The sequence below is a fragment of the Corynebacterium sp. ACRPS genome, assembly GCF_022346005.1.
GTDB lineage: Bacteria > Actinomycetota > Actinomycetes > Mycobacteriales > Mycobacteriaceae > Corynebacterium.
This window is the reverse complement of record NZ_JAKRMY010000014.1, coordinates 1-24,966: the sequence shown is the minus strand read 5'-3', so window position 1 is coordinate 24,966 and position 24,966 is coordinate 1. Positions and strand designations below refer to the sequence as shown.

General features: G+C 57.5%; 20 protein-coding genes and 2 tRNA genes. 9 read left to right on the top strand and 13 right to left on the bottom strand.

The genetic code is table 11. The features are described from left to right. Position 1: 1 nt before the first annotated feature. Complete coding sequence (locus tag MHX65_RS09045) at positions 2-466, bottom strand: phage terminase small subunit (protein ID WP_239269773.1); 465 nt, start codon at positions 464-466, stop codon at positions 2-4. A 325-nt stretch (positions 467-791) separates the two neighbouring features. Then, a tRNA-Asn gene (locus tag MHX65_RS09040) sits at positions 792-864 on the bottom strand. Positions 865-1,118: 254 nt separating this feature from the next. Here MHX65_RS09040 and MHX65_RS09035 point away from each other — a divergent pair. The 3 genes from MHX65_RS09035 (at position 1,119) to MHX65_RS09025 (ending at position 3,446) form a co-directional block, all read left to right on the top strand. After that, complete coding sequence (locus MHX65_RS09035) at positions 1,119-1,835, top strand: 6-carboxyhexanoate--CoA ligase (RefSeq protein ID WP_239269772.1); 717 nt, start codon at positions 1,119-1,121, stop codon at positions 1,833-1,835. Continuing rightward, complete coding sequence (locus tag MHX65_RS09030; RefSeq protein WP_239269771.1) at positions 1,832-3,001, top strand: aminotransferase class I/II-fold pyridoxal phosphate-dependent enzyme; 1,170 nt, start codon at positions 1,832-1,834, stop codon at positions 2,999-3,001. The genes MHX65_RS09035 and MHX65_RS09030 overlap by 4 nt, the downstream gene beginning before the upstream one ends. A gap of 61 nt (positions 3,002-3,062) precedes the next feature. Beyond that, a complete protein-coding gene (locus MHX65_RS09025; RefSeq protein ID WP_239269770.1) occupies positions 3,063-3,446 on the top strand; it encodes a hypothetical protein in 384 nt (127 codons plus the stop codon). 785 nt (positions 3,447-4,231) lie between these two features. Here MHX65_RS09025 and MHX65_RS09020 read toward each other — a convergent pair. The 8 genes from MHX65_RS09020 to MHX65_RS08985 form a co-directional block, all read right to left on the bottom strand. Next, positions 4,232-5,374: a DUF3322 domain-containing protein gene (locus tag MHX65_RS09020; RefSeq protein WP_239269768.1), complete on the bottom strand. Its 1,143-nt coding sequence runs from the start codon at positions 5,372-5,374 to the stop codon at positions 4,232-4,234. Further along, on the bottom strand, positions 5,361-8,732 hold the full coding sequence (locus tag MHX65_RS09015; protein WP_239269767.1) for an ATP-binding protein: 3,372 nt from the start codon (positions 8,730-8,732) through the stop codon (positions 5,361-5,363). The genes MHX65_RS09020 and MHX65_RS09015 overlap by 14 nt, the downstream gene beginning before the upstream one ends. Then, positions 8,725-9,375, bottom strand: coding sequence for a DUF4194 domain-containing protein (locus MHX65_RS09010; protein ID WP_239269766.1), 651 nt, complete (start codon positions 9,373-9,375; stop codon positions 8,725-8,727). Before MHX65_RS09010 ends, MHX65_RS09015 begins: the two co-directional genes overlap by 8 nt. After that, entirely contained in the window at positions 9,375-10,844 is a 1,470-nt protein-coding gene (locus MHX65_RS09005) for a DUF3375 domain-containing protein (RefSeq protein ID WP_239269764.1), read from the bottom strand. The genes MHX65_RS09010 and MHX65_RS09005 overlap by 1 nt, the downstream gene beginning before the upstream one ends. 135 nt (positions 10,845-10,979) lie before the next feature. After that, entirely contained in the window at positions 10,980-11,399 is a 420-nt protein-coding gene (locus MHX65_RS09000; protein ID WP_239269763.1) for an organic hydroperoxide resistance protein, read from the bottom strand. A gap of 153 nt (positions 11,400-11,552) precedes the next feature. Next, positions 11,553-13,142: a PTS ascorbate transporter subunit IIC gene (locus tag MHX65_RS08995; RefSeq protein WP_239269762.1), complete on the bottom strand. Its 1,590-nt coding sequence runs from the start codon at positions 13,140-13,142 to the stop codon at positions 11,553-11,555. A 10-nt stretch (positions 13,143-13,152) separates the two neighbouring features. Beyond that, on the bottom strand, positions 13,153-13,968 hold the full coding sequence (locus MHX65_RS08990) for a PTS sugar transporter subunit IIA (protein ID WP_239269761.1): 816 nt from the start codon (positions 13,966-13,968) through the stop codon (positions 13,153-13,155). 457 nt (positions 13,969-14,425) lie between these two features. After that, on the bottom strand, positions 14,426-15,367 hold the full coding sequence (locus tag MHX65_RS08985; protein ID WP_239269760.1) for a DUF5067 domain-containing protein: 942 nt from the start codon (positions 15,365-15,367) through the stop codon (positions 14,426-14,428). 95 nt (positions 15,368-15,462) lie between these two features. Between MHX65_RS08985 and MHX65_RS08980 the strand changes: the two genes are divergently transcribed. Next, positions 15,463-15,536 (top strand) — tRNA-Ile (locus MHX65_RS08980). 42 nt (positions 15,537-15,578) lie between these two features. On the opposite strand, the gene MHX65_RS08975 is transcribed toward MHX65_RS08980, so the two are convergent. Beyond that, the gene (locus MHX65_RS08975) at positions 15,579-16,184 is read right to left on the bottom strand and encodes a hypothetical protein (RefSeq protein WP_239269759.1); all 606 of its coding nucleotides are present in this window, start codon (positions 16,182-16,184) and stop codon (positions 15,579-15,581) included. A 30-nt stretch (positions 16,185-16,214) separates the two neighbouring features. Here MHX65_RS08975 and MHX65_RS08970 point away from each other — a divergent pair, with 30 nt between their 5' ends. Both MHX65_RS08970 and MHX65_RS08965 read left to right on the top strand, forming a co-directional pair. Then, positions 16,215-17,270 carry a trimeric intracellular cation channel family protein gene (locus tag MHX65_RS08970; protein ID WP_239269758.1) on the top strand — a complete coding sequence of 352 codons (1,056 nt, stop codon included), beginning with the start codon at positions 16,215-16,217 and terminating at the stop codon, positions 17,268-17,270. Between the two features lie 107 nt (positions 17,271-17,377). After that, a complete protein-coding gene (locus MHX65_RS08965; protein ID WP_239269756.1) occupies positions 17,378-18,976 on the top strand; it encodes a mechanosensitive ion channel family protein in 1,599 nt (532 codons plus the stop codon). A gap of 3 nt (positions 18,977-18,979) precedes the next feature. Here the strand turns inward: MHX65_RS08965 and MHX65_RS08960 are convergent, their stop codons facing one another. Next, positions 18,980-19,567 (bottom strand): hypothetical protein, encoded by a 588-nt coding sequence (locus MHX65_RS08960; RefSeq protein WP_239269755.1) that lies wholly within the window; start codon positions 19,565-19,567, stop codon positions 18,980-18,982. A gap of 155 nt (positions 19,568-19,722) precedes the next feature. Here MHX65_RS08960 and MHX65_RS08955 point away from each other — a divergent pair, with 155 nt between their 5' ends. Beyond that, positions 19,723-20,811 (top strand): alkene reductase, encoded by a 1,089-nt coding sequence (locus MHX65_RS08955; RefSeq protein ID WP_239269754.1) that lies wholly within the window; start codon positions 19,723-19,725, stop codon positions 20,809-20,811. Between the two features lie 127 nt (positions 20,812-20,938). Here the strand turns inward: MHX65_RS08955 and MHX65_RS08950 are convergent, their stop codons facing one another. Continuing rightward, the gene (locus MHX65_RS08950; RefSeq protein ID WP_239269753.1) at positions 20,939-22,639 is read right to left on the bottom strand and encodes an alkaline phosphatase D family protein; all 1,701 of its coding nucleotides are present in this window, start codon (positions 22,637-22,639) and stop codon (positions 20,939-20,941) included. Positions 22,640-22,784: 145 nt separating this feature from the next. Here MHX65_RS08950 and MHX65_RS08945 point away from each other — a divergent pair, with 145 nt between their 5' ends. After that, on the top strand, positions 22,785-23,579 hold the full coding sequence (locus MHX65_RS08945) for a serine hydrolase domain-containing protein (RefSeq protein ID WP_239269752.1): 795 nt from the start codon (positions 22,785-22,787) through the stop codon (positions 23,577-23,579). 795 nt (positions 23,580-24,374) lie between these two features. Then, complete coding sequence (locus MHX65_RS08940; RefSeq protein WP_239269751.1) at positions 24,375-24,788, top strand: hypothetical protein; 414 nt, start codon at positions 24,375-24,377, stop codon at positions 24,786-24,788. Positions 24,789-24,966 lie beyond the last annotated feature (178 nt).

Genomic DNA, 24,966 nt, shown 5'->3' with positions numbered 1-24,966 from the left:
TTTAATCCACCGCCTTCAGGCTGCGGTAGCGGCCGCGTACGTCGGCTGCGGCACGAGAGGCGCGGCGCTTGTCCTCAGCTTCGTCTGCCGTCGCCATGGTGATGCGGTGGCGAGCAAGACTGTCAGGCGTGATGCCGTATTGGGCGAGCTGTAGGCGGCGTTCTGGTCCTAGTTTCGTGTCTCCGCGATTGTAGGCGTCGTCGAGAATCATGGTGCGTGCTAAATCGAGCCACTGGGTTTCTTGGAGGCCTTGGGTTTTCAGCGGCGGGAATTCTGCGAGGGTGTCCCAAAAACGTAGGGTCTGGTTGGTCCAGGCCTCGTCTGTGGCCGGGTTGGTGGGGCCGTAGATATCGGTGAGTTTGGGCTGCGGTACGAAAGTGACAACGATTTCGCGTTGCTCGATGTTTTGTTGGTTCCTTCTCGCACGTGATTTTGGATTCTTCGGTGCGGGACCGCGTCCTGCCATTGCTTCCCCCAGATTTTTCGTGTGCTGTTAGCTGTCCAGTTCTAGTATAGTGTGCTATGATGTTTGGTGGCAGCTGCCGTTCGGGGGAGATGGCTCCGGGTCGATGTTTCGTCGGCTCGGAGTCATTTTTATGTCCTGGGGCAGGTGCTGGTTTGGGTGGTTTTAGCAGCAGATTTTGGGGTGAAAACGTGACGACATTTTGACGACATTTTGACGACAAGAACCACTGGAAACGGCTGGAAACCACTGGAAACGACTGGAAACGAAAAACTAAGAAACCCCCTCCCACCAGCATTTTTACTGGTAAAAGGGGGTAGATACAATGCTCCTCCAACTGGGCTCGAACCAGTGACCCTTCGATTAACAGTCGAATGCTCTGCCAACTGAGCTATGGAGGAATATCCATGTTGTACTTCGAACGTGCCGTTCTCCGTGCAACGAGAATTAACTATATAGGCTAACGCCGTTTTCACACAAATCGCCTGGTTAGCCGGAAAAATTTAGGGGCGTAGGACGTAGGGTGAGACGGGAAGCATCGGAAAGCGTAGGGCCTGTGTATTCCTGTGTGGGAAGCGCCGCCTGGAGCCTGGTCGAGGCTGGCCAATTTTCTCTTTTCCTGAACACCGTTCAATACGTCCGGTACCCTCAGATTATGACTTATTTCTCAGTGCGAATGCGGTCTGATTCCGCAGGCCAGCACATTTCGGGAGCAGAGCGAATCGTCAGGGAACACGAGGTTCCGGCGGTCTGTGCGGCGCTATCCGAGCGTGCTTTGGCGCACCCGAAGGGAATGGCGGAAAATACCTTCATCACCGTGGAGGCTTTGGCCGAGTCCGATATTCTGCACGTCCCTTCCGTAGGAGTAAAAGAAGAAGCGGTGCAATCGCCCTCGCAGGCTAGGGACGTCATCGAGGAACTATTGCGCTCAATGACCGCTCATTCCCAAGTAGTCATTGAAGAGACGTTTACCGCTAGGAATATGCGCGGTGCGATGCTCATTGCGGCCGATACTGGCACGCGCTGCGAGCCAGACGCACAGCGCGGCGTCCGTGTGAGCCACATGGACGCGCACAACGCTCAAGACGCGGAATTCAAAGGCAAGGACGCGGCCCGTGAAGCCATTGTTCTGGCGAGCAAGGTCGCCGCGCATCCTGACGTTCTAGCAGAAGTCTGTGTGTCTGATGATCCGGCCTATACCACCGGTTACGTCTGCATAGATGGCACGTACCACCGTCTTCCACACATTAAAGAGCCTGGGTCGGATGAGGGGGCGCGGGCATTCATTATCAAACCAGGTGCCGATATCGAAGCGTTGATTGATTATTTGGAAAGCCGCGCCGTACTCGTGGATTTTGGGGCAGAAAAGTGAACGAGAGCCTAGAACAAGTCGCATCTGCGCGCCTGGATAAGTGGAGAGAAGACGGCCTATGGCGCAGCCCTTCGGTCTTTGGAAGTGGGCAAGTCCCGGAAAGCTCCTTGCGGACGGCCACCGGGAAGACGGCCAAAGACGCGGTGCTCTTTAGCTCGTCGAATTACCTGGGCCTGGCAGAGCATCCGGAGATTAAAAACGCCGTAAAGGACAGCGTTGATCACTACGGCGCAGGCTCAGGCGGCTCGCGTTTGACCACCGGCACGTCTGAATTACACGTTGCGGTAGAAGCCGCTGCGGCCCAGCTGACTGGGTATCCAGACTCGGTATTCTTTGCCACCGGGTACCAAGCCAATCTATCGACGTTGCAGGCGTTGGCCTCGCCCGAGCTCACCATTGTTTCCGATGCGCGCAACCACGCCAGTATCATCGATGGCTGCCGGCTCGCAAAGGCGAGTGGCGCCTCCCTCGTCGTTACGGCGCACCGCGATACCCGCGCTGTAGAAAACGCTTTGGTCACCAGGACCACCAAGTATGCCTTGGTTATTACCGATGGCCTCTTTTCCATGGACGGGGTGCTTGCACCCTTGCCTGAGCTATCGCGGCTGGCACGCGAACACGGCGCTTGGCTTATGGTCGATGATGCCCATTCGTTTGGCACCGTCGGCAACCGCGGCCTTGGCCTCCCAGAATATTTCGGCGTCCAGCCCGATATTCAGCTTATTACCGCTAGCAAGGCGCTTGGCGCCGAAGGCGGCCTCGTGGCAACGAGCAAGCCGGTTGCCCAGCTATTGCGGCAACAAGCCCGGTCCTTCGTATTTTCTACCTCTCCCACGCCAGCAACATCGGCCGCCGTGCTCGCGGCGTTAAAGCTCATTGAGTCTGATCCCAGTCTGGTTAGCCAACTGCAAGGCAATATTGCTTATTGGCACAGCACACGCGGGACTACGCCACAGCAAGGGCCGATTATCCCCGTGCACGTGGGCGATGAGGCCGCCGCAATGGACGCTAGCGCTGCACTGCTTGACCATGGATTTATCGTCCCGGCAATCCGGTGGCCCACTGTTGCACGTGGCGCTGCGATACTCCGCGTTACCCTCATGGCAACCCATACGCGCGCACAAATCGATGCCCTCTGCACAGAACTTGAACAGCTGGGTTTATAAGCAAAACGCTCGGTGAGTGCGTTCAGAGAGTAGGCTCTCGTCGCATACACTGGCAGGCATTATGAGCAGCTTTATCATTGACTATTCGTGGCTCCACGAGCTGGTGCTGTACGGGCGTGACGCCGAGCTGTCCGCTGCAATTACCGGCAACTGGGACATTATTGAAGCTATCTGGGACTTGGAGGAAAAGCACGCTATAGAAGAGGACTCCAGTTTCTTTGGCGGCGAAAATTGGACCGCGCGCTTTGTGTCCGGCCTCGATGATGGCGGCCCCTTGGACGTGGGGCTATTGGACGAAGAAGATACTTCAGTGATGCTCGAGCTCTCCGTTACCGGCGACGATGAAGAGACAATGGAGCACGCGCTTATCGATGCCACCGAGACCATCACCTGGCATTTCTCCGACTGGGGCTTCGAAGACATAGAGTGGACTGCGATGCCTTGATAGGTGAGGCGAGCATGGCGGATTAAGGCGTTGCGAGTAACGACCACTGCGCCAGATGATTTCTGCAGCGATTTTTGTGCCACCGGACCACGACTAGGGGAAATCCGACGAATGTTGCTGTTGAAATCTGTCAGCCTAAACGGTTAAACAAGTGGTACGACGAGCCGGTTACCGGAACGTTGTCGCCTGGAGCCGCGTAGGCTCCAGAGCTTTATTTAGGGATTCCACTTACGCTCATGAATTAGTGCTGGCCCCAACGCTTTGACTAGACGTTTAGTTGCTCGCTTCACAGACTTGCTGCTGTGGTTTTCTTCCCTGTTGCGGCGCAAAATTCATTGACTCGTTCTAAGAGATGTCGCAAGGTGATTTCGTGTGGGCTTTGTGGATAGCGATATCGCGAGTGCAGACGCCTTATATCCACGCCCTCCAGAAATACCAGGGCACCGGAATTTTGGACCGAGTGCATTACCGATTGATATATGGAGATACAGGCACCAAAGCGCTCGCGCAGGTCAACCCAGTCTTCAAAGGCCGTTCATTAGCGCATGCCCATGAAATTCTGGCGAGTACTTCCAATGATTTCGCATTTGAGCTTGGTATGCCAGATAGTCCAAGCGGTCGGTTAAAACCCTCTCTTGACGTTCGTTTACTAATACTCCGGCAACGTAATAATGATCGCGCCGGTAGGACTCGTCGATGAAAAGTTTAAACAACTCTATTCCTTTTGAAGGAGACTATTCCGTTGAATGTAGCGGTTATGGGAAGGACGGAACTAGACTGCACTACTAAACCTTATGACCTCCGAATATAAATTGAATCGCGTCAGTGGCATGCGCGAACGGAATCCGTTCCTGTTCGATGCGTAGCTTGCCTTCGGTGAAAAGGTGGCGATAGGCGCGCTGCTCTTCGGTGGTGAGGTGGCTAAGTGCTGCGGAGCCGTCGCCGGGATCGGGGACCGCGAGGTGGCGGAACGCGGTGACGGTGGCGGTATCCATGAGCAGGGACTCCGTGTGGGGAAAGTGGGCGCGCACGCCGTTGAGGATGCTGAAGCCGGCGGCGTCAAGGTCGCCCCAGTAGGTGATTTCGGCATCGTGGAGCCAGGCAAGGGCGTGAAGTTGGCGGGCGGCATGGCCGGCGCCGAGGATGGCGATGGTGGGTGGGGCGGCATCGGAAAGCAGGGGCAGGGCTAGGAAGGTCTGCTTGTTTTCTACGATGAGAACGCGCGGGGGAGCGGCGGGAAAGAGCTGTGCAGCCTGGGAAAGGGGAACCTCGATATCGGACAGCGCTGGGGCGTGGTTGAGGTAGCGCAGGCGCAGGCGGGCATCGGTGCGGCGCAGTCCCAAATCCGTGATGCCAAAGGGCGAAAGCAGGGCGAGCAGCAGGCGGCGGTGGGTGCCTATCCATTTGCCGTCTACTCCTTCAACTGGGACGGCGCGCTCCCACTCGCCGGAGTCCGGGTGGGCGCGCAGCCAAGTCAAGCATGGTGTCAAGCAGCGCAGATCGTATGCGTTTAGCTCCTTCCACTGGGCATAGGTGCGGTACACGGCGTCGGCGAATGCAGGGGAGTCGGGGAAGATCGCGGCGATGTCGTGTGCGCGCTGTTGCGCACGGGAGTATTCGGCGCTGAGGCCTGCGGCCGCGGCGATGCGGGGCGCACCGGTAAGGACTGCGCGGGTGGGAACGGAATTGGTGCCTAGGCCCGTGCGGGACCAATTGCGCGGTTCGTAGTGGATCTCTTCTTGGTGCGGCCAGCGCTGCCAGGCGCGGATGAACTCCTGGGTGGCGGGGACATCGCGCGCGGCGTTGGCGGCCGTTGGCGGGTGCAGCGGCCAATCGATACTCAGCGAATCGGGAGTCGACAAAGCCTCCGCAAAGTGGTTGCGCAGGTATTTTGCCGCATGGGTGTGCAGGTCATTAGGCATCCGCATCGGTGGACTCCGGGGATTCCTGGGAGTAGGAGGTGGCATCGATAAGCGAATAGCCCGTACGCGCCTGCGGGCGGCCTTGGATAATGGGCTCGTCGTAATTGACCACGATGGTGCCATCCACGTACGGCGATAGCGTCTGAATGAGTTTGAATGGCGTTGCCAAAATCATGTGGAAACCAAAGGACGCAAACACGGACATGGCGGTGCGCGTAAAGGCCGGGTCGGCGCGGTCGAAGGCCTCATCCAAAATGATGGAACCGTAGGTAGGAACGTCCTGATCCGGCTCCGCCAGGCGGAAGCGCAGCGCCGCAGCCAAGCAGAAGAACACCAGCTTTTGGGCCTGGCCGCCGGAAAGAGAGGCGGAATCCTGATACGTATTGGCGGTCGTGCCATCGGGGTAGCACTCGCGGCCGATGAAGCTGACGTGCTTGCGGGTATCCAGAACCAGGTTTCGCCACCGAATATCCTCCGGCTCAGACGAGCCCAAGCGGCTGAGAATCTTGTCCAGGGCGTGGTAGCGCGCTACCGCAGCTTCGGGCTCATCGGCGCTAATCTCCGCCAGGCTATGGGACGTTGCGGCATCGAGATCCCGCTGGAAGTCTTGCACCACCTGGCCCCGGGCATCTTTTACATCAATGCGCAGGGTGCGGTCCCCATTGAAGGGCGTGCGCTCCAGGGACTTATTAATAAACTCCATGCGCTGTTCGATATCGCTACGGGCATGGCGAAGGGAGGAGGCGAGGTGCGATAGGTTTTGCACCGTCGTGCCATTGAGCAGCTCCAAGAACTGAGCGCGAAAATCCGCCAAGCGGTCCGCGCGCAGGAATTTCAGCTTCTCCATGCCTTCGCCGGCGAAGCTGGCCTGTGGCTCCAAATCCGCCGCTTCCGCCGGCCACTGCGATAGGTACTTGTGCAGGACGGAGACAATCTTGGCATTCGTCTCCTCGATGCGGCGCGCGGCCCTGCGCGCGGTTTCTTGCAGGCTGGCCTGTACTTCATCGCGCCGGGCATCGATGTCATCGATGGTGAGTTTTCTTCTGCCCTTGTGCAGAGCCTCTTCGACCGCCTTGGCGATGCCCTGATCCGCCACCGTGGGCACTGTTCCGATGCTCTGGCGCCGCTGGGTGGAGCGGTTTAGCTCGCCTTCCACGTTGCCGAGGTGTTTTTGTGCTTCGTTCAGTTGGGCGCGGGCGGCGGTGAGCTTTTCCTTGGCCTGCTCGTGTGCTGTGGCCAATGCCTGCGCCTCTGGGGAGGAAGCCAAAGAATCATACTGTTCTTGCAAATCGCGTTTGCGCGCCTCCGCAGAAGCGGTATCAATATCCTGGAACTTAGTCTCCAGTACGCGCTGCGCTTTATCGCGCTGCGTGCGCAGGATATCCATCTTCCGGTTGAGCTCGTGGACCTGTTTAGCCATGGCACGAGCAGTGGCTTTCGCTTCCGCCAATTGGGAACGCAGGAGCTCAATCTTGGCAGTATTGGTGGAACCTACTCGGTACCACCGCGTGCCTGTAAAGCGCGTGCGATCATCCTTGATAAAGCGCGTCGAGCCATCCTTGTCCTTAGGCCGGCTTTCCAAGCCATCGCGTGTGACGGCCGGGGTCTTGGTTACCTGTTCGAGCGCCGCCACCGAGTTGACGCATTCGTAGTTAAAACGGCTCGAAATATGGTGGCGCACCCACTGCGCCATGGGGTGATCCTGGAACTCCAATTTGTGGATGAGCTGTTGCGGGCTGCGCGCGGGCGCAGGCGCCGGTGCAAACTCCGGGATAGTGCGGTACTCGAGCCGGGTACCCACATTGCGAGAATTGACCCACTGGTTAATGGCTTCCCGCGCGGTTTCCGGAACGAGCAGGGTGGCGGCGAATCCGTGCAGCAATTTTTGGATCACCGGTTCCCACTCCGCCTGCTGCGGGGCAATATCCAGTAGCTCGCCAGCGAAGGGAAGCTCCGATTCGGCATAGCCAGTATCCCGCGCGAGTTGGGTGCGCAGCTCTACCAGGGCCTTATCGATATTGGTGCGCCGCGAGCTAAATGAGTGCAGCTCACTTTCTAAGGACGCGGATGCTGTCGCTGCATCGCGGGCGGCCACGCCGGCTTCTTGCTGCTGCTCAGTAAGCTGGGCCGAGTCAGCCTCGAAGTCCGCGATGCGCAGGTGGGCATTTGCCTGCAGTTCGGCGAAGCCGTGCGGGTTGAGCTCAAAGTGGTCGGTCCACTGGTCGGCGGCAGCGGCAAGGTGGTGAAACTCCTTGGAGCGGTGCTCAATTTCCTTCTCCGCGGTTTCAATTTTGGCTTCTAGGGCGGCCAGCTCGCCGGCACTGAGTTGGGAGACGGCTACGGCGGCGCGTCGCTCGGCATCGTCAAGGTGCGTGACCTCCGCCTCGAGCGCCTCGGCCGCAGAGTGTGCCTCTGCTTGCTGGGCGGTCAGCGCGCGGATGCGATAATCCAGTTCTTCTGCCACCAAGCGGGCGCGCACCGCCGGCAGCGCCTCATTCATCGCCTCGGCCTTGTGCTTATCCGCCTCCGCGGTGGTGCGCTGGGAGTGCAATTGGGGGAGTGGAGCCAGCGTCTCAATCTGGGCCTTGACGTCCTCTACCCGCAGGTATGCCTGGCGCAGATCTTCAAATTGCTCCACCGACTCCTCCGCCCGCTCGAAGGTAGACGGCGTATCGAGCATATAGTCCCGGAAGAGCTGGTCCAGGCTGGATAGAGATTTGGCGGACTGCGTGCGGTGCAGCAGGACCTGCCCCTGCTCGCTCTTTATGCCCAGGCGTTTGCGGAAGCGATCCGCAAACGTGGTGTACGTCGGCGTAAATGACGCACCAGGCCCCTTGTACATGGCCTTAATCTTGCGGGTATCCAGGCTGCGGGTGAGTAGGGGGCTGAGCTTATCGATGTCCTCATCTCCCTGCACCACCCCATAGAGGCGTTTAATTTGGCTCACCGAATTTTCACCGCCGTTGAGGCGGAAGATGGCGATGAGGGTGTGCTGCGTGCCAGCCCCATTATCGTAGGTCAACGCCACCACCGAGTTAGTTGCGCCTTCACGCAAATACTCCGGGGCGATTTCACCCGTGTGCGCATTTTCTTGCTGCCGCCACGCCCCGCGAATATAGGAAACGAGGGTGCGCCCATTATGCCGCCCGAGGTCTTGCTGCGATGCCGCATTGAACTTGAGGTCCTTTTGCGGCACCAATACTGCAGACATCGCATCAAGCAGCGTGGACTTACCCGAACCGGATCCGCCGGTGATGAGGAAGCCCTTGCGGGCTACCGGGATGGAAAAGTAGCCGTGAAAAGTACCCCAGTTAATAAGCTGGATACGACTGATGCGGAATTGGCCTGGATACAGGTTAGTCATCGGAAGCTTCCTCCTGGTCGCCCTCGGCTTCTGCGAGGCGGGCGTATTCATCCCGGATGGCGGTGACCGTGGCGGCATCGAAAAGCTGGCGCAAGACGGGTGAAACCTCGTAGCGCCCCTCTGTCTCGGTGGCGCTGAGCAGCGAGTATTCATTGCGGATGCGTTTAATCGCCGCATTGAAGCGGTTATTGAACCCGGCTTCATCGCGGTTATCAACCGCGCGGACGTAGCCAATGCCCTCCCGGAGATCTTCTACATCCACAATCACGCGTTCACCGGGCAGCGCCAGACCAAGTTCTTGGCGCAGGTTCAGCAGGATGGCGGTATCGATGTGCTTGAGCTTATCCGTGCGCAGTACCTGCGGAATGGGCAGAGTTTCCTCTTCTACCATCCGGGTAAACGCAAACCCTTCCGCTTCATCGACGACCAGCTCGAGGAATACCTCATGCAAGCGGGCACGCAGGTTGTCTTCGTCCGAGATGATGGCGGACCATAAGATAGGTTCCTTGTGCGCACGCACCAGCGGACCTTTCAAAAGCTGCACCAAGGCGCGGCGCGAGTTATAGGTCAGCGATCCTTTATCGCTTTCCCACAGCGGGGGCTCATGCGCCGAATCGACGCGGTGATTATCAGTAGCGCTCACTACAACTCCTCAACGGTGGTGCTATCGAAATACATAGTAGGGATATACGCCGCGCGAATGGTCCCATCTTCCTCAGTCCAGGTGACCTTCTCGTGCGCATCATGCAAAGCCGGTAGCGGGTGCTGGTCCGCAATATGTACCAATCCCACGACGCTGGCCAGGCCCTGCGTGGGTGGGTACGCCTGCAATACTTGGCCAATCGTGCACGGACCCGCCTTGCCGACGGCCCCGCGAATCGCCGCATGCAGTTCCTCAAAGTCAATCTCTGACTCGCGCACTAACTCGTACAACGCCTCCGCGTTCTCCTGGCCTGGCTGGAAGGCTTCCGGTGCTTCTTCCACGACCTCGCGTCCTGGGTTGGCTAGTTGGATGCGCGAGACGGAGTGAATGGACATACCGATGCGCTGCAAGGGCGTTTCCATGCGGTGAAAGGCTTTTAACTCCGATGCCTGTGCTGCATCAATGGCCATGCCCCGTGCCTCACGCAGTAGCTCAATCATGCGCCGGTCTTCTGCGAATTGTTCCGAAGAGACATAGTTGCGCAAGCTGCGCGCCAGGCCAGTCATCGTTTGATTGACCTCGAAGCTCGTTTCTTCCATATCGCGGAAGAGATTCCGCAGCTGACGACGGTTTTCTGGCGCCAGCTCTTGGCCGACCTCGCTTTCTAAAACTTGCTTAATCCACTGATCTAGCCACGCACTGCGTTCTCTATCCATGAGGTAGGAATAGAATCCGCGGAAGCTGCGCCCAGCGTCCGATTCCGCGATGTGGTCTACACCGCTGAAAATTTCCTCGAACACTTCGCCGCGGTAACCTTCTGGATCCAAAAGCTGGCGACGCAACCGGTGATTGAGGGCTTCGAGTTCGTGGCGCACCCTAGCGAAATCGCTTGGCACCGCCATGGCCATGTTCAGCACGTCTTGGACGCGCTCCTGCGTCTCTGCCGCAGTCAGCCTTTCAAACTGCCCTAAATGAGCCTTTTCAATTTCGCGCTCAATGCGGTCTCGCTCCGCCTCTAAGCTGGCGACGCGGCTCGAAATATCCTCATTTGTATCTCGCGCCAAGCGTTGTAGCGCCGAGCCTATAGATTCCACACGCGATGCCGTGACCGTAGTAACCGGCGTTTCCCAACGCTCAACGGCCTCGAGCGCGGACAGCGCTTCCTCGCTCGGTTCCAAGGTTTCACCGCGCGAGCTCTTGCCAGATTTACGGACTAGCCAACCAGCTTTTACCCAGTCATTGCAATAACTTTGCGGTGTGCGCGGCATTGAGAATTCACTGGCGAGCACCTCAAAATCGGTGACCATCAGCTCATATACTTCTGCCGCCGGCCGCGCGCGAGTGCCGCGGGGAAAATACTCAGCAATCAGCGCCAAAATCACCGGGGCATTATCGGCCGCCAGCAGCCGCACTGCCGCGGAATCATGTAATAACCGCCGCAGTGAAAGGGCGCGAGCTTCAACAGACATGATTCGATTTTGCCAGCTATGCCGGACACATGCAGCGTAGTTTGACTCACTTATTCGAATCAGTGGATCCGCCCGCGCATGGTGGCCCTTGCGGGCCGAGGACTAAGAGACTGTATTAGTCCTTATTAGTCCTGCTTAGTCCTGCGCAACGGTGACGTTGACGTCAATATTGCCGCGGGTGGCATTGGAGTAGGGGCAGACCTGGTGGGCGGCATCGGCAAGCGCTTGTGCCTTGTCGTGCTCTTGGGCGGGAATGATGACCTCGAGCTCAACGGCGAGCTTGAAGCCTTCGCCCTCCTTGCCAATGGACACGCGGGCACCGACGGAAGAATCGCCCAACTCAGCCTTCTCGCTGCGAGCCACCGCCTGCAGGGCAGAGTGGAAGCAAGCGGCATAGCCAGCAGCGAAGAGCTGCTCCGGGTTGGCGCCGTTGCCATCGCCGCCCATTTCCTTTGGGGTGGCCATCTTGAAGTCAAGGTCCGAATTTTGCACTACGGCGCGGCCGTCGCGGCCTGCCCCGGTAGCGAGTGCTTCAGTGGTGTAGAGGGTATCCATGATTACTCCTTTTCTAAAGTGATTTTCGTACTAGCGGTGAGTACAGCCGCCGATTGTACTCAGAATTCCTAACGGTGTTTTTCCAGTTCAGCGACCTAAGAAGTGAAAGGACGCGCTAGGAAAGGTGGTACGGCTCAAGTGTGCGGCGCAGGCCTACTCAACCCGCGCCGGGGGAGTGGGTGCTCCTTCGGGCGGAAGTACCTTGGGGTAGCGCTTGGATTGGCTTGATTTCCCAGCACTCTCGGCGGCACCGCCCGTGGTGGGCGCAGCGGCGCCGACTACTTCGGCCGTCTTTGCCGGAGAAGGTCGATGGGGTGCGGGGTCCCAGTGGGTATCGACAAGCTTGCGCTGGCACACCCAACCCACCGCGAGGATGGCCAGGCCAATCACTGCGATGAGAATGCCGCTCCATACACCGCCAGCTTGGATGGACCAGCCGAGCAGCAGGCCAAGCCAGCCAAAATCGGCGTCGCCAAAGGTGGTATGGGCGTCGCCGAAAGATCCCAGCACGCTAAGCAGGAAGGCGGGCAGGAAAGTAATGAGCAGGCCATTGGCAAAGGAACCCAAAGCCGCTCCACGGCGCCCGCCGGTGGCATTGCCGTACACACCGGCCGCGCCGCCGGTGAAAAAGTGTGGCACGAGGCCGGGCAAAATGAGGGCAACGCCAAAAGCCGGGTTGAGCCATAGTGATAGCACAGCCAAGCCGACGAGTCCGCCGGTGAAGGAGAAAATGAAACCAATGAGCACCGCATTTTGAGCGTAAGGGAAGACAATCGGGGCATCGAGCGCTGGGATCGCGCCGGGAACCACCTTTGCCGCAATACCTTGGAAGGCGGGGACAAGCTCGCCCAAAATGGTGCGGACACCGAAAAGGATGACGGCAACGGCCACGCCAAACTGTAGGCCCTGCGTTATGGATTGCATGAGGTAATTGCCCACATCGGTGGCGCCATCCGGGAAGGCGGTGAAAGCCTCATCGGACCCTGCACGCGCAATAAATAATACCGCGAGCACAAGGTACATCAGTGCCATAGAAAGAGCCGTCGCCACCATCGAATCGCGCAGGAAGCGCAAGCCCTCTGGGAGTTTCAGGTCCTCAGATGAAGGCGACATTTTATCGCCCTTACCGCCTACGGCCTTGCCGACGCCACCTGCGACCAAGTACCCAGCCGTGCCAAAATGCCCAATTGCCACGGAATCATCGCCGGTAATGCGGCGGGTAAAGGGGTGGGCTATAGCGGGCAAAGACACCATCAAAATGCCAAGCAGTCCCGCACCAAAGGCGACGATGACCCACGAAGGATATCCAGTGGCAACGAGCACCATCGTCAGCAATGTGGCCATGAAAAGTACGTGGTGGCCAGTGAGGAAGACATAACTAAGCGGTGTAATACGGGCCAAGATGAGGGAGACAACAAACCCCAAAATCATGATCCAAGCGACTTGGCTGCCGAACTGGTCTTGCGCGATACCGACAATGGCTTCATTAGTCGGCACCACTCCCTGTGCACCCGTCGCGCCGGTGATCATGGCACCCAGTGGTTCTAGCGAATCGGATACTAGGCCAGCACCGGCGCCGATAAGGAGGAAACCCAGCGTGGCTTTAATCGCGCCGCCGATGGTCTTGCCGACGCCGCGCCCCATGGCACCTAGGCCGACGGCGGTGATGATGCCGATGAGAAAAGCAGGTACAGCGAGGATTTCGTTGACGAGAAAGTTGGCTATGGCCAGAAGAATATCCATGCGTTATTCCTTAAATGTCATAGAGCTCGCGAAGAGCCGCATCTAGTTCGGAAGTGGAAGTGAAATTTTGGATGACGTATACGGGAACGCCGACATCGCCCAGCGTGGCAGCGATTTCGCCGGAGGTGAGAAGGAAATCCGCCTCGCTCGCCCGACCCTTGGCTGAGATCGTGTCGGTGGCTTCCACGGTCAGGTATGACCCCCAGCCCCATTCATCAAGTACCTGTTCCAGGGTGTTCTTAAGGAATAAAGACGTGCCTAGGCCGTTGCCGCATACCGTGAGGATTTTTCCCTTGGACGCGACAGAATCTGCGGCCGTTTGCTTTGCTGGACGAGCCGTTGACTCCGCCGGTGCTGCGGAAGTTGTGCGCTTCTTACTCGAAGTCGATGCCGTGAGGATTGCGCGGAGCTCTTTTTCGGATTCTGCACGATTAAGTTCATCACGCTTGGTGGCTAGCAGCTTTGCTAGCTGTTTCATCGCCTGCAGGTGTTCGGAGTCGCTCCGTGCGGCAAATGCCACGACGAGGTCAACAGGGTCATTGGAATCGTGCCCGAATTCCACCGGCTTATCCAGATGGACCCACGATAAAGAAGTTTCCTTTACCGCCTCCGAAGGCCGTGCGTGCGCAAAAGCGAAACCAGGTGACACCACAATGTATGGGCCCGTTTCTTCTACAGATTGCACCATTGCTTCCGTGTAGTCTGCGGTGATCGTGCCCGCTTCTTCCAGCAGTGATCCTGCCAGTCGGATGGCTGCTCTCCAGTCCTTGGCGGTGCCATGTATCTCCACGGCGCCGGGCACCAAGAGGGAATCTAGTGTGACCATGTGTATCTCCCATCACAGAAATAGTGGCATCAGGGTGAATGTCACTCATGATTCTAGGGCGCAGCGAAATAGGAGGTGAAAGCAGGGGGTAACGTATGCACGGGGTGGTTGGAGCCGCTCAAAGGGTGGTCGGATTGGCTCTATAGTCCTTTGGATTGGTCGCAATACAAGGGGAAGCCGTGTGCTTTCGGAAAGGCCGGACCTAGAAATGGACCCGTGCTAAGGGAGCGGAAATGAGAAATCCCCGCTGGCGCGGGGAGAAACACAGCGAAAATGCTGCTTTGAGCACTACCACAGGCCCCTCCCGTTGTATACGGGAGGGAGCTGGTTTTGCCTGTCAAGTTTTGCCCGCCCCAGTGAGAAATAGGCTCGATTTTCTTTCGGGCTTTGCATCTCGGCGGGCTTCGCTTCCTGTAGTGGCTAGAACGGAAGATTTACGCGCGTTGTATCCGGGCAGTTAATCGAGCTCGAAAGTTTGGCGGCCAATTTCATCTTGGCTAAAGGACCTAGATGCAACAAGGTCCACAGGTGTCGTTAGATCATCGAGCTCGTAGGCGATTGTTCCGGCGACAGTGCCTCCCTTTTTAATCTGTTCAAGCTGAGTATCGGAAGTTTCAGGATCAATATAGGAACCGACGTCGAGCTCGTTTACCTTATTCGGATCATTGTCTTGGATGGCGGTGAAGTACGCGACAAAGTCGGTGGTAGTCAGGGTTTCATCCGTTTTATTCGTTACGTCATAGCTAAAGACGAGAAGTGGCTTTTCACCTGTTTCATTGCCAGGCTCACCGGGCTTGATAACGCGGTGATCGGTTATTTTGAACTTGGCGGCTGGAACATCCAAGACTCCATCTTCAAAGGTTTGGCTAAAATCTGTGCTCTTTAGCTCATTAACGGTTGTCGGATCATCCTTCACCTTCTTCATATGTGTGGTGAATTCCTTATCCTCAATCGCGACCTTGAAAGTTAAGGTGTTGTCATCGATAGAGAAATCTTTCTTGTCTGACGAAGCGGCCATCCACTCAGAGGCGGTGGCAACTGTATCGCGGTTTGAGGTAACGGTCTCACCGGATGCAGCGGCTTGGGCATCAAAAGTGCCAATCCAGTAGATCATGCGATTTTCGCCGTTGTCCATGACCCATTCGATGGTGATGACGTCATCAGTGATGCTGGCCTCTATCCAGCCATCGTCAGAAGCGCTGTCCTCTTGCTTCCACGTTCCAATTACGGACTTCGCATCAACCTGTGCATCGGACGCGGAATTACTGGAGTCGCTTGTCTTTGAGCTCTCACTACCGCTATCCGAGCAGGAGGAAAGCGTAAGTGCAGAGACGAGAATGAGAGAAGAGAGTAGTTGCGCATAATTAACTTCTACCCTCAGGGGGTAGGAAGCGTACAAATACTCAATAGCGAAGGGGGCAAATTGGTCTTTGGCCGCTCTTTGACTAATCTTTTGAGGGCAGATAATCGCCCAAATAGGCGTGCAATCTGCGTGGGGCTATAGCTCAGTCGGTTAGAGCTCCGGACTCATAATCCGTCGGTCCCGGGTTCGAGCCCCGGTGGCCCCACGGTAGAAGGAGGCGTCGGCAAGCAATGCTGGCGCCTCCTTCTTAGTATTCGGTGTGCACGCGCTCGGAGAAAATCGGCCTGGCGGTCAGCTCGATGCGGGTGCCGATATTTTCGTCTTCTTGGGAGCTGCAATGGACGGATTTTTGATTCGTGGCCATGATGCAGTGGAGATCGTAGCTCTCACCAGAGCTCGGGTTCTTTACAGCAATGTCGCTCTGCCAGGCTGCAGTAACGGTTGGATCAGGGGTTTCGAGCCTGTATGGGGCATCCATTGCGTGCTTATAAATGTCTAGGGCAAAGGCGCAGTCGGTGGCATCATCGGCGATGATTTGTGCGTAATCGCGGATGCCACAAATACCGCCTACCTGCGCAGCGAGTGCGGAATCATCGTCTTTCTCCGCTTTCTGCAGCTTGGAAGGCTTGGCAGGCGCGGCATCGGCAAGCGCATCACTGTCTGAACTGGCGCTGTGTGGGCTGGTACCGGTGAAATTGGGCTCCTCGTCAGCGGGGGTGGACGAGCACCCAACCAGCAGGAGTGCAGGAAAGAGCGCGAGAATCTTTTTTATGCGGAATGCCGGGAGAGATAGAAGGGGCAGTAGAACAGGAAAAGTGTAGTACCGCAGAGCATGTGGGCAGGCGAATTGCACGTGGGTGAGCAGTGCAGTCTAATAAACGGCATGACAGAAGTAGATCCGCTCATTGAATCCCTCTATCGCTGGTCCGATGTCAGCGGTGTATTGCTGATGGGAATTATCGGCGGCACCATTGCGCGCAAGCGCGGGTATGACATCATCGGGTTTTTCTTCATCGCGATGTTTTCTTCCCTGGGCGGGGGCATGGTGCGCGACGTACTTATTAATCGCGGCACCGTGGCGGCGATGAGCGAGCCGGAGTACCTGTACCTGGCGTTTACGGGTGCGTTGATTGCGCGCTTTGTCTACTTTAAGGGCAAGAACTGGGATTATATCCAGGCGCATGGCGATGCCGTCGTTTCCGGCCTATGGGCCGGCACCGGCGCCGTGAAGGCCATTACCTATGGGCTGCCGCCAATTCCGTGCATCATGATGGGCGTGTTTACCGCTACCGGCGGTTCCATGATTCGCGATATCGCCATGGGGCGCGAGCCCGCCGTCTTTGGCGATAATCAGCCCACGGTGATCCCAGCCATCGCCTGTGCGGTAATCGTGCTGGTGGGAAACCACTTCGATATGTTGGCCGTTGGCATGATCGTGGGGCCATTGGTCTCTATTTTCTTGGCGCTGCTGGGAATTTGGGCCGGGTGGCGCGTGCCCGCGAATCAGGAGTGGGCGCCGATTAATGATACGGCTGCGCAGGTCAAGGTGCTGGCGAAAAAGGCAGAGAACAAGAGCCGCGCGGTCGGGCGCAAGCTGGAGCCACACCGCGTGCGCTCGTGGCGCCACCGGCAGATGGAAGAGGCGCTGCAACGGCGCATCGAAAAGCAAGTGCGTTCCGGCAAGCGCCGACAGGATGCGGCGGAGGAGGCCAGCGAGTTTCTGCAGTCCTTCGAATCAGACGTCGATCAGTTCAGCACGGCGCCAGCGGAGTCTGAGGATATGGACTTTGGCGTGGACTTTAGCGGCGATTCCTATGAGGAAGAGGAGCAGACCTCCAGCGAGGAATCCCAGCGGCTGCTCGATACGATTTTGGAAGATGACAAGCTTACTGATGAGCTGATTGATCGCCTGATGGACCGCTACCAATCGCGCGACTAGGCCCCGGGGCATCTGCTTGCCGATGCCCCCATCTTCCCACTCCTGCCTTCTTACTTCTGGCAGAAAACTGGCATCAATTTCTCAGCTAGGTGCCATATCCTTGAACCATGAACTTGAGGTATTTCTTTTTTGAGCTGTGGGGCCTCATTGTTGACCATGGCTTGCCGCTCATCGCATTTGTGATAATCGGCATTCTTCTGCCCCGCATGGGCCGCCTAGCCATCCGGATCATTGAACATAATTTGGATGAGCAAGAAGAGTCCACGAAGGCACGGCTGGCGCTGACCGGAGCATTGGTCTACATCGTCCAGGCGGTTGCGTACTTCCTATTGGTCGCCGCCGCGCTGACTAACCTCGGCGTTCCGGCGCTGGGCGCTGCGGTGCCTGCGACGATAGTTTCCGCCGCAGTTGGTTTCGGCGCCCAGTCCGTGATTTCGGATTTCCTCTCCGGATTTTTCATCCTCACGGAAAAGCAATTCGGCGTGGGTGACTACGTCTCCTTTGCTGGCATTCCTGGGGTGGAAGGCGATGTGGTGACGCTGACCCTGCGCACCACGAAGGTGCGCACCCCAACTGGTGAGCTGGTGACCATCCCCAATAGTTCTGCCGGTGTGGTGACCAACTATTCCAAGGAATGGTCCCGTGCGGTGGTTAATATCAACGTCCCCGTGCACGAGGGCGAATCTTTGCCGGAGATTACGAGCCGTGTCAAAGAGATTTCTGAGCACGCTATTGAAGCCCCAGATATCTCTGTCGATGTCGCCGGCGAGCTCACGGTTCTTCCCGCTACGCAATTGGTCAGCCCGCAGGTTGCCGGTCAGCCGTGGCAGGTGGGCTACCGCATCATGGTGACTGTGAATCCCGCCCGCCAGTGGTCCGTGGAGCGCGCTATCCGCTCGGCGTTGCTTTCGGAATTCTGGGACCACTACGGTTCCGCCATCGACTTTGATGAGCTGCAGGAACAGAAAAAGAAGCATTCGGCAGAACCAAAGCATGCCGCGGCGCAATCGGCCAAGGACGCCTTGGATGCCGGGGAAGGATCCCGCCCCAATACGCCAGTGGATGACCCCACGGTGGAAGAGGAACTGGCCCCAGAGGAAGTTGAGCTTGCTGAGACCAAGCTCGATGAGCAGGCAGTCACGGATGAAGCGGGCGAAGATGCCGCAGAAGACGAGGCGACATCGCGCCGGAAGATCTGGCGCTCGATTCAGACAAATACGCGATTCCAGAAGATCGCCACCATCGGCGGGCGCGTGCGCGCCTCCACCACAGGCCTTGTGGCGGCCCTTCTCGTCGTTGGGCTGCTCATCCTCGCGGCAAGCAACCCAGAGGACGCGGATGCAGGTTGGCTATCGCCAGAGTATTGGAAGGAAAGGGATACGCAATCTTCTTCCGAGGCGCCGACGGAATCTGAAGAGAATCTGCCCTCGGAAAAACCTGTTACTACCGGCACCCCAACCGAGCCGACGGATGCTGAGTCAACACCGACGACCACCAATACGCCGACCGTTCCTAGCTACCCCAGCCAGGACCCCAATTCGACTCCTAATTCCGGAGACGGGCACGGCAGCAATCAAGACGGGCCGGCTGACTCGAACGGCGATTCTGGCGATGGCGAAGGGAATGGAGACGGAGACTCGGGCGCAGACGGAAATAGCGGGGCCGCAAATAGCCAACAGACCGCGATTCCTTCAGAACCCCACTAGTCGCTAGTGCAAACCGCCGTATACCTCGAGGCGGTCGGGCCAACGGCGATCGTTCTTCTCGTCTTGGTAGGTGACTCTTAAGCTATTGTCTCCGTCTTTTCCGCATATGAGTGCGCGACCATCTGATCCAATAAAACAGTGAAGATCATAGGTCTTACCGGTGGTGGGGCTGGCGACGGAAATCTCGGAGCTATACGCGCCGTTGGCCTTCGGATCGGACTGCCGGAATGGATAGGAGTGCTTGATCGCTTCATCGAAAATAGCACCGGTAAATTCGCAGGATGTATGCTCGCCGGCTTCGATGGTGTCTCCCTGGTTGGTATATCCGCAGTCGCCGCCAATTTTCCCAGCGTAAAGCGTGTGATTTCCAGCTGGGGGAGCGTCATCATTCGAGCCGGCATCGCCATGTTCGGCGCCTTCTTTATCGCCTTTTTCCGCGGTGGAGTCTGGAGAATTCTCCATGGTTTCCGTCACGGTCGTAGGGGCCGTGGAAGCCTCGCTCGGCACAAAAGCAGGTTCGGGTTCGGCAGAATCGGAATCATCGGAGGTACCGCAGGCGCTCAGCATGGTAAGGGACAAGGCGGCAAGCATTAAGGAAGTGTGGCGTTTCAACATCATAAGAACGGGTAAAAATCGGCGGTGTGAACGGTGAAAACTTTAGCACTTAAACCAGCATCTAGCTGTGGATTTATAGAAAGCAGGCCACAGGGTGGAACAAATTTGATACCCGGGCTGTTTCAGTAGACATGACATCATTATTTACACCTTTGGAACTTGGCCGTTATACGTTGAATAACCGCGTGACCATGGCACCGCTGACTCGTCAGCGTGCAGGTCACAGCGGTGTGCCCGGCGAGTTGCACAAAAAGTATTATTCCCAGCGCGCTAGCGCTGGTCTCGTGGTGACGGAGGGAACCTTCCCCGCATGGACCAACCGCGCGTTCCCGGGTCAGGCGGGAATCGTCGATGATGAGCAGGCGGCCGGTTGGCGCGAGGTAGCCAACGAAGTGCACGACAAGGGCGGCGTCTTGTTCATGCAGATCATGCACGGCGGCCGCACCAGCCACCCGGATCTTATTGATGGCGCCCAAGCAGAAGCCCCCAGCGCGCTGGATTGGGACGGCCAGGTTCGCGGCTTTGCCGGCAAGATGGATGCACCGGTACCGCGCGCACTAGAAGCCGATGAGCTCCCGCGCATCGTTGAGGAATTCCGGGCCGCCGCACGCCGGGCCGTCGACGCGGGCGTTGATGGTGTAGAGATTCACAACGCGAATGGCTACCTGCTGCACGAATTCATGGCACCGTCTGCCAACCAGCGCGACGATGAATTTGGTGGCAGCCCAGAAAACCGGTGGCGCCTGCCAGAGATGGTCATTCGTGCTGTCGTAGATGAAATTGGTGCTGACCGCGTGGGCGTGCGTTTCTCCCCGGCCCACGTTGTACAAGGCATTGTTGAAGATGACGAGGCGGATATGTTGGCCACCTACGGCGGACTTTTGGACGCCATTGCCCCGCTGAACCTGGCTTATGTCTCCTTCCTGCACGCCGAGCCGGAAGGCGAGCTCATCTCGGCCTTGGCAAAGAAGGCTCGTGCCAATGGCGAAACCAAGGTCCTGATGAATGATGGTTTCGGCACTGTCACCACCAAGGAAGATGCCGAGCGCGAGCTGAAGTTGGACCACGTGGATGCCGTTGTCGTGGGCCGTCAGCTCATTGCTAACCCGGACTTGGTACGCCGGTGGGAAGAAGGCCTGGCCCTTAATGAGCCAGATCAGGCCACGTTCTACGTCGGCGGCGAGCGCGGCTACATTGATTATGAAACTGCCGCGGACTAACGCGTAGTCCGCGGCAGGTAGGGGGGGGGAGAGCGCGAGTGATAGAGAGTGAAATATCCCAGAGAGGATCTTTCACTCTCTATATCGAACGTGAACCTAGCGAGCGTTAACAACTGCCCGCTTAATATTAAGAACTAAATCCCTCATCCGGGCGCCATGTCAGCGTGACGGCTTCGTTTACTGCTGCGGTGGGGTTGAGTAGATCCTCAACGCGCAGCCAGTGCATTTCCGCAGAATCCGGGCGGATGGTGACATAGCTATATCCGTGGTGATCGAGGTTTACGTGGCGTGTATGGGGGTTTGCCTCCAAAAGGTAGCGCTCTGCCAACTTGGAAAGCTCGTTGTCCTCGGGAAGATGGAGCTGTTCGTTGACATTGGGGGCGGAGACAGAGGAGCACACCATTTCGGCTCCGAAGATGCGCCCATCCTTGCTGATATTGTGTGCCCATTCGGAGTGAATATCCCCGGTAACAAAGAGGGCGTGGGAGTCGTGCTTGGCAAGGGCATCGATAAGCATCCGGCGTTCTGCCGAATAGCCATCCCATTGGTCGCCGTTGACGGGAATGCCGGTGATATTGGATGACAGTGAGGACGATACGGGTGCCAGTTTGTCGTCGCGCTGCAGGGTAGCCAGGTTCATGGGGGAGAACATGACGGAGTTGCCCAGCATATTCCACGCGGCGGCGGAGGTGTCGATCTTGTTGACCAGCCAGTCGTACTGCTCCGAACCGAGCATGCTTCGCCCCTCGGCGGCCATCCTGGCAGGGCCAAAGAGAATTTGCTTATCGCGGTATGTGCGCAGATCCATCATGGTCAGTTCCACGAGATCGCCAAAGGTCAAACACCGGTAGAGATGGCCATTATCGGATGGATTGCTTGCCCGTACCGGCATCCATTCAAAGTAGGCCTGCATCGCGGCATTGCGGCGATCGATCCAAGCGCCTTCCTTTCCCTCCGTGTGGTTATGGGCGCCGTCCCTCCAAGAATTGTCTGCGGTTTCGTGGTCGTCCCAGACCGCGATCCACGGCAGGGCAGCATGTGCTGCTTGGAGATTTTCATCGGTGCGGTAGCGGCCGAGGCGCGTGCGATAATCTTCCAGTGTCGTAATCTCGTGCGCGGGGTGGTGCAGGCGTACTGGACCGAAACCGGCGTACTCGCGCTGTGGGTATTCGTAAATATAGTCTCCCAGAAAGACCATATAATCTAGTTGCCCGGCTCGTCCGCGCTGTGCGATATCGCCATAGGCTTGAAAGAAGCCGGACTCCCAGTTGGCACAGCTGGCTACACCGAAGGTTAGTTCTTCTGGGGATGCCGTAACCGCCGGTGCGGTTTTGGTACGACCCACGGGGGAGATTCTATCTTGGGCACGAAAGCGGAAGTAATACACGGTTTCTGGTTCGAGGCCGTGAGGATCCACGTGGACCGTGTGGTCTTGTGCGGGATTGGTGGTGACTTCGCCGCGCTTGACGATGTCCCTAAACTCCTCATCCCGCGCAATCTCCCATTCCACGGTGGTAGGCGCGCCTGCACCGGAGCCAGGCATCGCATCTGCATCTGGGGTCACGCGCGTCCACAAGACAACAGAATCTGGAATGGGATCTCCCGAGGCTACCCCGTGCAGGAAGGGGCGTTCACCGAGTGTGGGCTCTACCATGTGCGGTTCTGGGCGCGAGGAGAGGCTGCTTTGTGCATGAGCAGTGCTGGCGTTGGCCGTGCTGGCAGTGGTGGTCAGCGCCAAGGCTGCGCCGACTGTGCCGCTGGTTTGGAGGAATTTGCGGCGGTTGACATGAGACATCTCTGATTGCGTGCTGTGGTTTCTGCTTGTCATATTCATAAGTTTTCTAAGATTGAAAGGGCCTGCAACCGCTCAGACCGCATTACACCAAAAATTCCTTTATCAGTAACCACGGGTTTACCTCCGTACCGATCGGCACGCCTTATTCAGAGGTCGAGAGCACAGTAGGCTGGAAGATATGAGCGAGTTGCAGCAGATAAGTCAATGGCCCGTAGATACCGTGGCCGGAGCATTGATCCACAGCGGTGAGGTGATAGACACGGTAGGCGATACATCGCGCCAATTTCCGGTTGCCTCCGTTACCAAGCTGGTGTCGGCATACGCGGTGATGATGGCCGTGGAGGAAGGCGCGGTGGATTTGAAGCAGCCCGCCGGTCCGGAGGGTTCGACCCTCGAGCATCTGCTCGCGCACGCCTCGGGCGTGAAGTTCGATTCGCGTGAACAACAAAAACCAGTGGGCGAGCGGCGCATCTATTCCTCTGCCGGTTATGAGTGGGCTGCAGAGATCGTTGAAGATGCCACTGGCATCGAATTTGCAGAGTACCTGCGTGAAGGTGCGTGTGAGCCGCTGGGCATGTCCTACACCCACTTAGAGGGTTCGGCTGGGCACGGCTTGGTTTCTACCGCGCAGGATCTCGCGGCATTTGCAGCCGAGATCCAAAACCCGCAGATCTTGCATGTCAGCACTGTGGCCGATATGCGCCGCGTTCACTTTCCTGGTTTGCGCGGCATTGTGCCCGGGTATGGGAGCTTTAAGGATTGCACCTGGGGACTTGGATTTGAGATCCGCGGTGAGAAAGACCACTGGATGGGAGCCCTGCCTGCCGATGCCACCGGGCACTTCGGCATGTCCGGAACCTACCTCTGGCTGGCCGGCGACTACGCCATGGTGGCATTGACAGACCGAGATTTTGGTGATTGGGCAAAGCCACTGTGGAATGAAACCAATACAAAGATCTGGAAGGCGCTGTAAGGGGCTCCGTCGCAGATTTTCCTTAATAGGAAAAACGAGAAAAGCTCCCCATTCCAGTGGAGTGGGGAGCTTAAAGCTGCTCTTTTTAGAACACCTGCAGACCGAGGCCTTCGAGGAACATGGCGAACTGGGTGAAGATGCCGTCAACGAGGGAGAGAATCTGGAATCCGAGAGCAGAAGAAAGATCAAACATAGGGGGTTCCTTTCAATAGGGAGAATTCAAACGGGATTGTTTGAATTTATCTCAGCATAAGCAGAGTGCGTGGATCGTGTCAAACTGTTTTTAACACAAAATAAATGAATATCGACCGCTCTACTGATGGGGGCGTGCGTCTCTTTTTCAAATCAGGGGATGAGAGTGGGGTTGGCGCCTGGCTACCCCCGCCGTGGGTTTACCACTTGGGACTTTTTGGAGAGCTTAGCCCCTAGGGGGACTGGGGTAGTTTTCGGCCGAGGCCCTAGGGGTGAGCGCTATTGGGCAAGTGTTTCCGCAGCTAACTGCCTTGTGAGCGACTCGTACCGGGACGTTGTTTTAGGGAAAGCGGTTCAAGGGGCAAATTTCACTGTTGTAACTTCAATTTCTTTAGTCACTTTAATCACAGTCTGGACTTTGTGTTGAGGTTTAGATCTTGGGGGTTGAAGTGAAAGTTGAGGGTTGTAGAGGGTGGTGTGGCGCAGGAAAATTGGGTGCAGACGCAAAAGACAGTTCGTTGGGGAAGACGAAGCTCGTCTTGCACTGCGCCGCACGCCACGCGTGTGGATAGCAGTGGTGATTTGTCGAGGGAGATATCGGCTATGAATACTTGCGTCAATCCAGTGCCGGTTGATCAACCGGCCTCCAACTACACGTGGCCCAGCCGCAATGGTGCGGCCGTCGTGGTCACTGGTGTGCTGAAAATTTCTGGGATGCCGCGTGCGTTGCGCCCAGAGGTAGAACGCGCCATGGATCGGTGCATTCGCACCGAATCGGAGTTCATCGTCCCAGGCGATGACCCGCTGACCGCCCAGTGGTGTACTCGGTGGTACCGCGACGAGATCTCTATGGAGGCGCTCGTATATGGTGAAGCCGCGGGCGTGGGTGCGGAAAGCGTTGGCATCGGCTGCCGTCAGGTCCTTACTGGAACTGAGGTGGAGCTTGCGGCGTTGGACAGCGCGGTAGGCTACCTTGCCCGGCGCTATGGGTTTAGTGCCACCGTGTGTTCTAGCTAAAACGTACGAGTTAGTTGGCTCGAATGGAATCGGCTCGAGCGAATCCGCACGTGCTCCGGCCGCACGACTTACCCGACTTGGGCCTTTTTGCTGTGAGGTATTGCATATTGACACGTAGACCAGCAGATTCATGGCTACTACGGGTGGAAAGTGTGCGCTAAGGGGGTGGGTTTCGGGG